At 37.2% G+C, this 12,453-nt stretch carries 13 protein-coding genes; 4 read left to right on the top strand and 9 right to left on the bottom strand.

Annotated features, from left to right (window positions below):
- Positions 1-31: 31 nt before the first annotated feature.
- Genes ACN9MR_RS10970 through ACN9MR_RS10955 form a run of 4 tightly spaced genes read right to left on the bottom strand, consistent with a single transcriptional unit; the run spans position 32 to position 2,728 of the window.
- Positions 32-244, bottom strand: a complete 213-nt coding sequence (locus ACN9MR_RS10970; RefSeq protein ID WP_426329727.1) for a hypothetical protein — start codon at positions 242-244, stop codon at positions 32-34.
- A gap of 42 nt (positions 245-286) precedes the next feature.
- A complete protein-coding gene (locus ACN9MR_RS10965) occupies positions 287-1,099 on the bottom strand; it encodes a hypothetical protein (RefSeq protein WP_426329726.1) in 813 nt (270 codons plus the stop codon).
- A gap of 14 nt (positions 1,100-1,113) precedes the next feature.
- The gene (locus ACN9MR_RS10960) at positions 1,114-1,494 is read right to left on the bottom strand and encodes an SRPBCC domain-containing protein (protein WP_426329725.1); all 381 of its coding nucleotides are present in this window, start codon (positions 1,492-1,494) and stop codon (positions 1,114-1,116) included.
- Positions 1,495-1,537: 43 nt separating this feature from the next.
- Entirely contained in the window at positions 1,538-2,728 is a 1,191-nt protein-coding gene (locus tag ACN9MR_RS10955) for an acyl-CoA dehydrogenase family protein (protein WP_426329724.1), read from the bottom strand.
- Positions 2,729-2,841: 113 nt separating this feature from the next.
- Between ACN9MR_RS10955 and ACN9MR_RS10950 the strand changes: the two genes are divergently transcribed.
- Together ACN9MR_RS10950 and ACN9MR_RS10945 are read left to right on the top strand one after the other, a co-directional pair.
- Positions 2,842-3,210, top strand: coding sequence for a dihydroneopterin aldolase (locus ACN9MR_RS10950; RefSeq protein WP_426329723.1), 369 nt, complete (start codon positions 2,842-2,844; stop codon positions 3,208-3,210).
- Position 3,211: 1 nt separating this feature from the next.
- Positions 3,212-4,627, top strand: coding sequence for an FAD-binding oxidoreductase (locus ACN9MR_RS10945; RefSeq protein ID WP_426329722.1), 1,416 nt, complete (start codon positions 3,212-3,214; stop codon positions 4,625-4,627).
- Between the two features lie 129 nt (positions 4,628-4,756).
- Here ACN9MR_RS10945 and ACN9MR_RS10940 read toward each other — a convergent pair whose 3' ends face one another.
- Complete coding sequence (locus tag ACN9MR_RS10940) at positions 4,757-5,239, bottom strand: acyl-CoA thioesterase (protein ID WP_426329721.1); 483 nt, start codon at positions 5,237-5,239, stop codon at positions 4,757-4,759.
- A 77-nt stretch (positions 5,240-5,316) separates the two neighbouring features.
- On the opposite strand from ACN9MR_RS10940, the gene ACN9MR_RS10935 reads away from it, so the two are divergent.
- Both ACN9MR_RS10935 and ACN9MR_RS10930 read left to right on the top strand, forming a co-directional pair.
- Positions 5,317-5,751, top strand: coding sequence for an Hsp20/alpha crystallin family protein (locus ACN9MR_RS10935; protein WP_057933057.1), 435 nt, complete (start codon positions 5,317-5,319; stop codon positions 5,749-5,751).
- 286 nt (positions 5,752-6,037) lie between these two features.
- Entirely contained in the window at positions 6,038-7,354 is a 1,317-nt protein-coding gene (locus tag ACN9MR_RS10930; RefSeq protein WP_426329720.1) for a nicotinamide mononucleotide adenylyltransferase, read from the top strand.
- A gap of 275 nt (positions 7,355-7,629) precedes the next feature.
- On the opposite strand, the gene ACN9MR_RS10925 is transcribed toward ACN9MR_RS10930, so the two are convergent.
- The 4 genes from ACN9MR_RS10925 to ACN9MR_RS10910 form a co-directional block, all read right to left on the bottom strand.
- Entirely contained in the window at positions 7,630-9,279 is a 1,650-nt protein-coding gene (locus tag ACN9MR_RS10925; protein ID WP_426329719.1) for a MutS-related protein, read from the bottom strand.
- Positions 9,280-9,320: 41 nt separating this feature from the next.
- A complete protein-coding gene (locus ACN9MR_RS10920) occupies positions 9,321-10,019 on the bottom strand; it encodes a LytR/AlgR family response regulator transcription factor (protein ID WP_426329718.1) in 699 nt (232 codons plus the stop codon).
- On the bottom strand, positions 10,016-11,119 hold the full coding sequence (locus tag ACN9MR_RS10915) for a sensor histidine kinase (RefSeq protein WP_426329717.1): 1,104 nt from the start codon (positions 11,117-11,119) through the stop codon (positions 10,016-10,018). Before ACN9MR_RS10915 ends, ACN9MR_RS10920 begins: the two co-directional genes overlap by 4 nt.
- Positions 11,120-11,220: 101 nt before the next feature.
- The gene (locus ACN9MR_RS10910) at positions 11,221-12,444 is read right to left on the bottom strand and encodes an ABC transporter permease (protein ID WP_426329716.1); all 1,224 of its coding nucleotides are present in this window, start codon (positions 12,442-12,444) and stop codon (positions 11,221-11,223) included.
- Positions 12,445-12,453: the final 9 nt, after the last annotated feature.

The following is a 12,453-nucleotide window of genomic DNA, read 5'->3' as shown; positions in this document are numbered from 1 at the left end:
GTTCTTCGACAGGCTCAGAATGACAAATCAATTATTTCTTCTTCGACGCCACAAATACAAACACACCCGCTACCAGAATAATACCACCAGCATAAGGAGGCCAATTAACAGATTTTTCTTTATCGGCAGATATTTGAATGGGGCCTGCGTCAACAATTTTCTCTCTCTTAGTATAAGAGAAGCCAGTCCAGATGAGCATGGCAATACCCACAACTATTAAAACAATTCCTAATGTTCTGTTCATAATATTTTATTTATATCAGAACAGTGCCTGATCCATTATGTTTTATTGAAATGAATAACCGAGACTTATCTTTTGCGCATAATTAACATTATCAGCCATTTCATAAGAAAGAGAAAATCGCTTGATGTATAAGAAATAGTTAAAAACCCAACCGAATGAATTTTTCCCATTAATTTCATCGTAAGCTTTTACGCCAGATCTGAAACTACTTGCAAAATTAGGTGTTCCGCCAAGAAAAAATCTAAATGCGTGCCTTATATCGTGGTCATTTCTAGCTCTCCAGATTACCTCTGTAGATAATCCTGTTGTCCAAAGTACCTTTCTATTTGTTACCGCTACGTAATCTGGAATAGGATTGCTATATACCTGTTGTCTAAATTTGGTATAAGCCCCACCTTCGAAACTAAGTGCATTTTCAAAGTTAATGTACCTGAAATCTGTATTTCCGTTAGCTGAGGTGTTGTGTAGGCCAGCAGAAAATCTTAAACCAACGCCACTGATCGATTTTTGAAAGGATGGAAGATAATTCTTTAAATTCTCTGCATCGTTGTCGTTGTCTCCGCCTGAAGCTTTTCCGGCATAAGCGAAAATACCATAAGAAATGTTTGATTTTTTGAAAGTATGCGACTGGCTTATATTTGCCATTCCCAATTCGAAATCCGTACCAGCGCTTGGTGAAGTAGAACCGGCATAACTTGCTGATACATTTGTTAACGTTTTAACACTGTCTGCACCCATTGCTTTTGGCATATAGCCCATGTTGTTCCCTAAGATAGCCGGAGTAAGCAAAGATGTGCAAGAAGTAAATGCGGTAAGGAAAAGTAAAGAAGAAAGAGCGATAATTTGATTTTTCATTTTTAGTTTTTTGTTTATTCATCAAAGAAATCTACCAAACCTCCCAAGAAATATTCCTGGATCCCATCTGTAAAATCTTTATAATCCTCATCAGGGATATTGGTTTGTTTAAATTCCAGTGAAGTTCCTTTTTTATCTTCGTGAAGTTTTATGGTTACAATAGAAGGTTCATTTTCTTCTCCAAAATACCATTGTTGAACAATCTGTTTACCGTAAACAAACTCAATGTTTTTACCCGTAATATCTCCATCCCAGAAAGAGAATTCGGTCCCTGGCAATTCTTCAAACTCTACTTCAGCACCAGTCCATAGTTTTATGCTGGTTTCTTTGGTAAGGGCTAAATAAACTTCTTCTGGTGGGGCAGGTATGTAGGTGTATTTTTTAAAGTCTTTCATTAACTATTTATCTTAAAATCTTATTATCCTAAAAATCTTGTTTTTATTTAAATGCATTTAATCCGGTTACATCCATTCCTGTGATCAGTAAATGTATGTCGTGTGTACCTTCGTAGGTTACCACTGATTCTAAGTTCATCATGTGGCGCATAATCGAATATTCCCCGGTAATTCCCATCCCACCAAGCATTTGGCGTGCATTACGGGCTATGTCCAGGGCAATTTCTACGCTGTTTCTTTTGGCCATCGATATTTGTTCTGCGGAAGCCCTGTTTTCGCTTTTTAATACGCCCAAACGCCAAACTAACAATTGGCCTTTGGTAATTTCTGTCACCATTTCAGCCAGTTTCTTTTGCTGTAACTGGAAGCCTCCAATGGGTTTTCCAAACTGCACACGTTCTTTCGAGTAGCGCAAAGCTGTATCATAACAGTCCATTGCTGCGCCCAAAGCGCCCCAGGCAATGCCATAACGAGCTTGGTTTAAACAGCCCAACGGACCCTTTAATCCGCTGATTTCTGGAAAAATGTTCTCTTTTGGCACTTTTACATTATCAAAAACAAGTTCGCCTGTAGCTGAAGCACGTAAACTCCATTTGTTGTGTGTTTCAGGAGTCGAAAATCCTTCCATTCCGCGTTCCACAACTAATCCTCTTATTTTCCCGGATTCGTCTTTTGCCCAAACTACTGCAATATCGGCAAATGGTGCATTACTGATCCACATTTTGGCACCGTTTAATATGTAGTGACTTCCTGCATCTTTGATATTGGTTACCATTCCGCCCGGGTTAGAGCCGTGGTCAGGTTCTGTTAATCCAAAACAGCCCATCATTTCGCCGCTCGCCAGTTTTGGCAGGTATTTGTTACGTTGTTCTTCAGTACCATAAGCGTAAATAGGATACATCACTAACGAACCCTGCACAGAGGCTGTAGAACGGATACCAGAGTCACCGCGTTCAATTTCCTGCATCAAAATTCCATAAGCGGTATAGTCTAATCCTGCACCACCATATTCAACCGGGATAGTTGGTCCGAAAGCACCAATATCAGCCAAACCTTTAATCAGGTGTTTTGGAAATTCAGCCCTTTGTGCATAATCTTCAATAATCGGACTTACTTCTTTTTTTACCCAATCTCTGGCCGTTGCACGGATTAATTTATGTTCATCTGTTAACAATTCGTCCAATAAATAATAGTCTGGTGCCTCGTACAGGTCCTTTTTTACTGATTTGCTCATGTAATTTCGTGTTATCTGGTTAAGAAATCGCGTTAATTTCAAAGGTAACAATTTACGGCAAGGGGTATTATATTCATGAATAAAAAATTAATTTTGCAGCTTACAAAACATACATGAGCCATTTCAAACAAACCGTAGCCTTAAAAGATGTTAAATGCTTTGCCCTACATGGTTATTATCCGGAAGAACAACTTATTGGAAATCATTTTGTTGTGGATTTAGTAACAGAGTTTACACCGCAGGGTTTTGATGATGAACTGGCACAGACGGTTAATTACGAAGACTTGAATCACGTCATCCTGGAAGAAATGAAACACACTCAAAAGATTTTAGAAACGGTTTTGAAGAATATTATTTCGAAAGTTATCGAATTGTATCCTTTTGTTGATCTGGTTCAGGTGAGTATGAAGAAACTAAATCCGCCGATGCCGGGCCAGATTGGGCACTCTTTTGTTAAACTAACTTATACATCAGCCAATTAAAATGAATTTTACGAAGATCAATCCCGAAATTTTAGCAGAAATTAAGGCTGCAATAGGAGCAGATAAGGTTTTTAATGATGTAGAAAGTTTAGACAATTATAGTCATGATGAAACAGAAGATCTCCGCTATCAGCCAGAGGTTGTAGTAAAGCCAACTTCGCCCGAAGAAGTTTCTGTTTTATTAAAAATCTGTAATGCACACCATGTTCCGGTAACGCCGCGTGGAGGTGGAACGGGTTTGAGTGGGGCTGCTTTGCCGATTTATGGTGGTGTTTCTTTATCAATGGAAAAGTTTAAAGCTATCTTAGAAATTGATACTGAAAACCTTCAGGCAACTGTTGAGCCAGGTGTAATTACCGAAGAATTCATCAATGCTGTAGCCGAAAAAGGGCTTCTTTACCCCGTTGATCCAAGCAGCAAAGGATCTTGTTTTATTGGTGGCAATGTAGCCCATGGTTCTGGTGGGCCCAGGGTAGTGAAGTATGGAACAATACGTGAATATATCCTCAATCTCGAAGTGGTTTTGCCTAACGGCGATATCATTTGGACAGGTGCAAATACCCTGAAATATGCATCAGGTTATAATTTAACCCAACTGATGATCGGTTCGGAAGGTACTTTGGGCGTGGTAACTAAAATCGTTACTAAATTATTACCTAAACCTAGTCAATCGGTTTTAATGATGGGCTCTTTTAGTACGAATGAAGATGCATGCGCAGCAGTTTCTGCAATTTTTAGGGCAGGGGTAACGCCATCGGCTTTAGAGTTCATGGAACGGAAAGGAGTGGAATGGGTTATAAAATTCGATGATATTAAATTCGATTTAAAAGATGATGTTGCTGCATTGTTGATGATTGAGTTCGATGGAGATGATTTGGATGATATCTTTAAAAACTGTGAGAAAACCAATATCGTTTTAGAAGATCATCGTTGTACGGAAGTTTTATTTGCCGATACCGCTTCCCAAAAAGAAGAATTATGGCGGATGCGCAGAACAATGGCCGAATCGGTTAAATCTAACTCGGTGTATAAAGAAGAAGATACCGTTGTTCCGCGTGCGGCTTTACCTAAATTAATCAATGGTATCAAAGAAATTGGTGCAAAATACGGTTTTGAAAGTGTTTGTTATGGGCATGCCGGTGATGGAAACCTGCACGTAAACATCATTAAAGCTGGAATGAGCGATGAAGACTGGAAAAACAAACTCAAATTTGGCATTGCCGAAATATTCGAATTAACAACCGCTTTAGGTGGTACATTATCTGGTGAACACGGAATTGGTTTGGTGCAAAAAGAGTTTATGCCGATCAAGTATTCTGAAATTCATCTTAATTTAATGAGAGGTATTAAAAGTGTTTTCGATCCAAAAGGAATATTAAATCCTGGCAAAATTATGCCTGATGTTTCTAGTTATTAGGAAACACTAAAAAAATGTCGTCATTTCGAGCGGAGTGCAACGCAGTCGAGAAATCTGTCTCAGGAGTACTTTTAATTTAGATCTCTCCATTCCGCTGCGCTTCAGTCGAGATGACGATCTGCGTTTTTTTTAAAGCTGTTCAAAACCGAGCATCTTTTGCTTCTCTTCTTCTGGTATTGCGGTCGGTTTGCCTGTGGCATAATCAACCGCTATACAAACGGTTTTACCTTTACTGCAGATTACCTCTTCAGCCCCTTTTATCTTAACGATCTGATAATCTAGGTCGAAACTTGTAGTACCAATTCTTGATGTTTTTACATGGATAGCGATTTTATCGTTCATTACAATAGGTAAAATGTAATCCAGTTCAGCATGGGCAATTACGATTCCGGTTTTCTTCCAATCCCATTTTATAATTTCTTCCCAATATTTTGTTCTGGCAATTTCGAGGTAGGTAAAATAAATAGAATTATTTACGTGCCCCATCATATCAAAATCAATAAAGCGCAAATGAATATTGGTTTTATAGTTGAATTTGTCTGAAAAACCCCTTATCTCTGTCAATTTGTCTTTTGATTTGGATTTATTTTGCCAAAATGTCTTGAAAATCATAAGTTTTTGGTTTGGTATGTAAGTTGAATAAGATGAATTATCAATTTAAAAATTAAAAAAAATAAAGAATAAGCGATATGACACTAGTAAATTTTAACAACAGAACCCGTAACACAGCTCCTTACTTTAACAATGTTTTTGATTCATTGTTTAGCGATGCAGTAACTAAAAACAAAATGGTTGATAAATCGCCAAATGTGAACATTTACGAAAATGAAGCTGCGTATGTAATCGAGCTGGCTGCTCCAGGTTTAAAGAAAGAAGATTTTCAGATCAATTTAAAAAAAGACACACTTTCTGTTTGGGCAGAAGTTAAAAAAGACGAAACCCAGGTAGCTAAAGATTTTACACGTAAAGAATTTGATTATAGCTCATTTGCAAGATCATTTAATTTACCAGATAGTGCCGATGGCGATAATATTACTGCTGAATACAAAGACGGTATTTTATCGATCAATATCAGTAAAAAAGACGATGCTAAATTACAACACAAAGAAATTGTAGTATCGTAATAAAGATATTCTCGAGAGAGGGTTTTTCATAATAGTTTAGTTTTTTCAAAGTTATGAAGCTTGCATCAAGTGGAATGGATATAGATGAAATTGATGATTGATGCAGGTTTCATAATAGTTTAAGTTTAGGTTTTATAAGGTTAATGCTGGATGGCATTAACCTTATTTTGTTTAGTGCCTTGGTGCATTGGTCATTAGTTCATTTGTGATCAGTTTTATTCATGGAAATTAGACAATGAAACCAATTTACAATTGAACTAATGAACCATTTTCGTACTTTTGCGGCATGGAGAGAGAAATTCTGGATACAAAGCGTAAAGCACTTAAAATAAACCTTGACCCACGAATTTACGGCACCTTTGCCGAGATAGGAGCGGGACAGGAAGTTTCGAGAAACTTTTTTAATGCTGGTGCAGCATCTGGAACAGTTGCCAAAACGATGTCGGCTTACGACATGACTTTTAGCGATGCTATTTATGGAGCAGAAACCAATGGCCGTTATGTAAGTCAGAACCGCCTTTTGCAGATGCTTGATCACGAATTCGGTTTACTTAATGAACGTTTGTCGGGTGAAAAATACGAAAGTCGTACTTTTTTCGCCTTTGCTGATACTGTTACTACCCTGAATTATAAACGTACCAACGAGCCTCATGGCTGGGTTGGTCTTCGTTTCCAGAACGAGCCAGGTGGTTTACCAAACGAAATATTTTTCCACGTACGTTTGTTGGATACAGACGTAAATATGCAACAGCGTGTTTTAGGGATAATTGGCGTTAACCTACTTTATGCAGCATTTTACCATTATCAAGACCCAAAATTGATGGTAGAATCTTTAGCTGATAACTTAACCATCGGATCTGTAGAAATCGATCTGATTTCGGTAAAAGGGCCGGCTTTTCCAGGTGTAGACAATATCTTGCTTAATCTGTATATGATTATGAAGGATTTCTCGGCAGCAGCAATTTTCGATGCAGATGCGCACCCCCGCCAGGCCAAAGATCTTTTGTACAAAAAGGATATCATGATTTTAAGGACCAAATATGGTCAGAAATCGTTGCCTAACTTTAACCTTTTTAATAAAGCTACCGATCAGTTCAAACGTACAAACAAGGTAGAAGAGGGGAACCTGGCAGTAATGATTGAGGTTTTGTTAACCAATGTTTTAACGGATGGGCAAGAAACTCCTGATGATATCGACCTGGAAACAGTGGCTAAAAGAGCACAGGAAATGTGCGATACGGGTAACATCGTGATCGTATCTAACTTTACCCGCCACAACCGCCTGGCGAAATATTTGGCAAGGTGCAAACCTAAAAGTGTTGGTTTGGCAACAAACATCAATAACTTAAAATTTGTATTCAACTCTAAAAATTTTACCGGAGATAATTATTCAGGTCAGTTATTAAGCTATGTGAACGATATGTTCAACACCAATGTGCGGTTATTTGCTTATCCTTTCCTAGACAAAAAGACCAATGAGGTAATTACTACGGCAAATATGCCAGTTACGCCAGAGGCAAAACCTTTATTCGATTTCCTTTTGATAAATGGATATATTACTGATATCAAGGATTATAGCGAAGACGAGGTGAAGACGGTTTAGAGGATTGATCTATCGGGAACCGTCATCTCGACTGTAGTGCAACGTAGTGGAGAGATCTATTAGTAGAAATTTTAGGCGATTAGAAAATCAAGTCAGTATTCCATCGGATAATTCAGTCCTTCTTTCCGTTACAAGTCCGCACCCGATGAAGGATCGGGTTTACGGGCTTTACACTCCAATAAGGTTTATAAACAAAGGCTTTTACACGTATAAGACCGTTTCGATGCCCAATAGGTAGTTATAGGTGCTTCACTAGGTTCAGAATATAATGGATTTTAAGAACTCAAATCCTTACTAATCTGCAATGCTTCATGAATAATTTCCTTTGGATAGTTAGATATTTCTAGAATTTTGATGGCATTTTTTGTTTTAAGCGGCCCTTCTTTTAATTTATGATCAAAAATAAGCTCATTATCGGTTATTGTTTCGGTAAAATGATAAAGTTCATACGCTTCTGCAAGCATATTAGATAATTCGATATCATGCGTAGCCACAAAAGTTAAATTTTGCTCACGGTTTAAATGTGATAATATGGCCTTGGCTGCAGCAATCCTTTCTATCGTATTGGTACCTTTAAATACTTCGTCCAGAATAAAAAGATTCTGATCAGGATTTTTAACTGCTTCAATCAGTGTAGACATTACATCAACTTCCTCTAAAAAATAGCTTTTACCCTGAAATAAGTTATCGTCGATTCTTATTGAAGTGTGCAACTTGAAAAATGGTGCACTATAAAATTCTGCAAAACAAATATAAATGGTTTGAGCCAATAATGAATTGATAGCAACACTACGCAGAAAAGTTGATTTGCCAGACATATTTGAACCAGTAATCAACATGCTTTTCTGATCTAATTTCACTTCATTTTCGATACAGTTTTTAATCAGGGGATGCCTAATGCCTTTAATTTCAATTCCTTTATGCGGTTCTGTAAATTGGGGTTCGCAGATCTGTTCACTTTCCTTTAATGAGGCTATAGCTATTGCTATATCTATCGATCCAACGTATTGGTAAAGGTTTAAAATATCATTCTGATTGTTTTCTATGAGCTTGATCAACTTGAAAAAAGTAAAGATTTCGATCAAGAAAATTGCTTTAATGATCTCGAACAGGTAAAGTGGCACCTGACTTAAATCGCCTTGATTATTTTGACTGAAATCCTGATAAAGAATGCCGATTCTTCGCTGAAATCTCCTGAACATCGGAATAGCATCTTTTATTTTATCAGCCTCAAATGGCATTTTTTCTTTTACCAGTTTTCTCGAAACATTAATCAAAATATTTAGCTGCGAGAGTGATTTGGTGAAAATAAGTAAATGTTTTTTATTCCAATAGTTTAAATAAGTGGCATTAAACGTAATCAGTAGAAGTGCTAGTATTAAACAGACTGAAACTTTTATGGATAAAATCAATAAAATTGCTAAAATGAGCAGATCTATAGAAAGCCATTTAAACCAGGATGGCTTTTCTACCAACTTATCATTTAACAATAGTACCACTGAGTAACTTTCGTTACTGTTTAATTTTATAAGTTCGGTTTGGACTTTTATCCTGATTTCTTGGTGTGTGATAAAAAAATCGGTCTGCTCTTTTAGCTTTTCAAGCTCCTCTAGTCTGCCAGTGGGTTTTGCAAGTTTATTATAGAGGAATTGTTGGCCAATTTTACTTGTGGTACGATCTATCTTCGCAAATAACTGATCGAAATCGATATCAGCCATGGTTTGGTGAGAAAGTGTATGAAATACCTTTTCCTTCACATAGGTTGAATACCAGCTTGCCTTATCGAAATTGATAGGTTCTGTCTTTTCTTTTCCCCAGCTGTCTTTAAGGTCTTTTAAAATCTGCTTTTTCTTTTTTCTCGCATCAAAAAGAGCAAATAACATTAAAAGTATTATGGCTGCAATGCCGAATAAAATATAGTTCATGTAAGGTGCTAAAGGCGTACAATATACATGATAAATGCTTTTTATTTTATCAACTTTTCAATTACCTGTTTGTAGCTATCGCTTACAGGTAACTCCTTATCCGCTATAAATAAAGCATTTTTTCTAATGGATGTTATTTTGTTGATATTTACGATAAATGATTTGTGGATCCTCTCAAAATAAGCGGGCAGTTGTTCTTCTAAACTTTTCATACTCATACGCACCACCGCGGCTTTTGGACTTGTTGAGGTATGGATCTGGATATAATCTTTGAGTCCTTCTACGTAAGTAATCTCATTATAATTGATCTTCATCAAGCTGTAGCCCACATTTACAAACATATAATCTTGTTTGGGTAGGTTGTTATGTTCTGCGGACTGTCTGAGTTCGTAAAGATCTTTGGCTTTATTACATGCTTTCATAAAACGATCGAGCGATACTGGTTTCATTAAATAATCTACTACATCGAGTGCAAAACCATCTAAAGCATATTGTTTATAGGCAGTTACAATAATTACCATTGGCTTTTTAACCAAACTCTGGATAAATTGTAAACCCGTAATACCGGGCATCTGGATGTCGATAAAAATGAGGTCTATCGATTGTTCCTGCATAATTTTATTGGCAGCAAAAGCATCATCGCAACTGGTCACCAGTTCTAAAAATGGAATCCGGCTAATGTTATCAGCCAGTAATTGCAGGGCTAAGGGCTCATCATCAATGGCTAAACATTTTATCATACCGTTAATTTTAAAGTGAGGCTCACATTAAACCAGCCATCTTTTTTTTCTATTTCCAATTGATGATCTTTACCGTATAATAAGTTTAAGCGCCTGCTTACATTCGCAAGACCAATGCCAGATGCGGCATCTTTTACCTCATTCTCATCTTCGCTAAATTTATTTCGAACAGTAAACGTCAAAAGTTCATCTTCTGTTTTTAAATCGACAAGTATTTTTGGGTTTTCGATCATCCCAACCCCGTGTTTAAAAGCATTTTCGATAAAAGGAATCAATAACATGGGTTCTATTTCATCAAACTCACTTTCAATATCAATATTTGTTTCAATAGCTGCTTTTTTGCCAAAACGCTGTTTTTGCAGATCAATATAAGCCTGCAGGTATTCGGTTTCAGTTTTAATGGAGACCTTTTCTTCGTCGGTTTCATATAACATATATTGCATCAAACCAGATAATTTCATTACTGTTGGCTCCAATTCATTGCTTTTTAGTCTTACCAGTGCCACAATGTTGTTTAAAACATTAAAAATGAAGTGTGGACTGATCTGTGACCGTAAAAACGAAAGTTCGGTTTTCATGTTCTCCTGTTCGCGCTGCAAAGCTCTTTTTTCTTCACTGATCCGGTCTGAGATCATGGTAAAAGCGGTACTGGCGGCAATGGTTAATAAAAAAGTTGGTGTGTTAAACCAAAGCGTTCTGCCTAGGTTGAAATCAAAATTGGGCAGTAAAATTCTGAATAATATGGAGTGAATGGTAATCGCCAAGAGTAAACAGCCAATAAATGATAAGCCGTACCACAGATATTTCTTTTGATAGAAAAATGATGGAATCAAAACTTTATTGTTTAAATAAAATATGGCAATCCAGTAAAAGTAACTGATGAAATTTAATCGCAGGAACTGGTTTTCGTCGTAACTGCTTATTGGGTGAGGAGGACGACTTCGGTTAATATTAATAATGTAGGGCAAAGTAATCAAAACCACCCATACCAGAATGTGTAGGGTAATTTTTACCCACTTTTTGGAGAAATTAATCATCATTATTTTTTCTTTGGCGCTTTGCATCGCTAAGTTATTATGTTTTTTAATGTGTTTCGTCATGCTGATCCGATAGTTATCGGATTTATTTCAAGGTAAATGCGAAATGTTTTAAGTTCCCCGCCGGGGCAGGAATGTGAACACTTTTGTTTGGATACTTAATGCTACTCGTATCTTAATGCATCGATCGGATCTAAATTAGATGCTTTTTTGGCTGGATAATAGCCGAAGAAAACACCTGTAATGGCACATACAACAAAGGAAATAATGATTGAAGATTCAGCAATTAAAATTGGCCAGTTTAAGAAATAGGAGATAAGGTACGCTGAACTTACACCCAAAACTACCCCGATAATTCCGCCAGTAATGCTGATTAAAATGGCCTCTATTAAAAATTGCATCAAAACATCTTGTCCACGGGCACCGATAGACATACGCAGACCGATTTCGCGGGTACGCTCGGTAACCGAAACATACATAATATTCATAATCCCAATACCACCAATAAAGAGTGAAATGCCTGCAATAGCGGTTAAAAGAACAGTTAGCATACTGCTGGTAGAACTGATGGTGCTGATTAATTCGGCCTGTGTACGTACCTGGAAATCATCTGTTTCTGCCGCAGTTAACCTATGGCTTTCTCTTATAGCTTCCGATATTTCGGTTGTGGCAGCCGCGCTCGAAGCCTCAGTAGTTGCGGAAGCATAAATACTCTGTAGATAATTGGTTGCGGTAATCCTTTTTTGTACAGTAGTGTAAGGGGCGAGGATAATATCGTCCTGATCCTGTCCGAAATTACTTTGTCCTTTAGGCACTAAAACACCGATTACCTGGAAAGGAATATTTTTAAAACGTATAATCTGGCCGATTGGATTACTTCCATCAGGAAATAGATTATCGATCACTGTTTTACCTAAAAGACAAACTTTTGCAAAGCTTTTTACATCATTTTCAGAGAAAAGAATACCATCCTGAAGTTTTAATTGGCGGATGTTCAAATAATCTGGACTCACCCCAGTAATGGTAGTTGGCCAGTTATAACCACCTTTAATGGCCTGTCCGTTAGTGGAAACCACAGGCGATAAACCGTTTATATTTTTGGATTGGAACTTTTTAATAGCGGTAATATCTTCTAGTTTTAAGGTTTGGATGTTGCTTCCCTGCAACCGCACACCACCAGGTTCATTGCTTTGGGGCATAATAGTAATCATGTTGGAGCCCATTCCTGATAATGAAGACCTAATACTTTGTTTCGAACCCTCACCAATGGCCATCATGGCAATTACCGCAGCCACCCCGATAATGATACCGAGCATGGTTAAAAAAGCACGTAGCTTATTTCTTTTTAATGCCCTAAAGGCAATCTTTAATAAATTTATAATGCTCATGATCTTCTC

This window comes from Pedobacter sp. R-06 (assembly GCF_049913135.1).
Lineage (GTDB): Bacteria > Bacteroidota > Bacteroidia > Sphingobacteriales > Sphingobacteriaceae > Pedobacter.
Note: the sequence above shows the minus strand (reverse complement) of the source record. Positions and strands in the feature narration are given on the sequence as shown.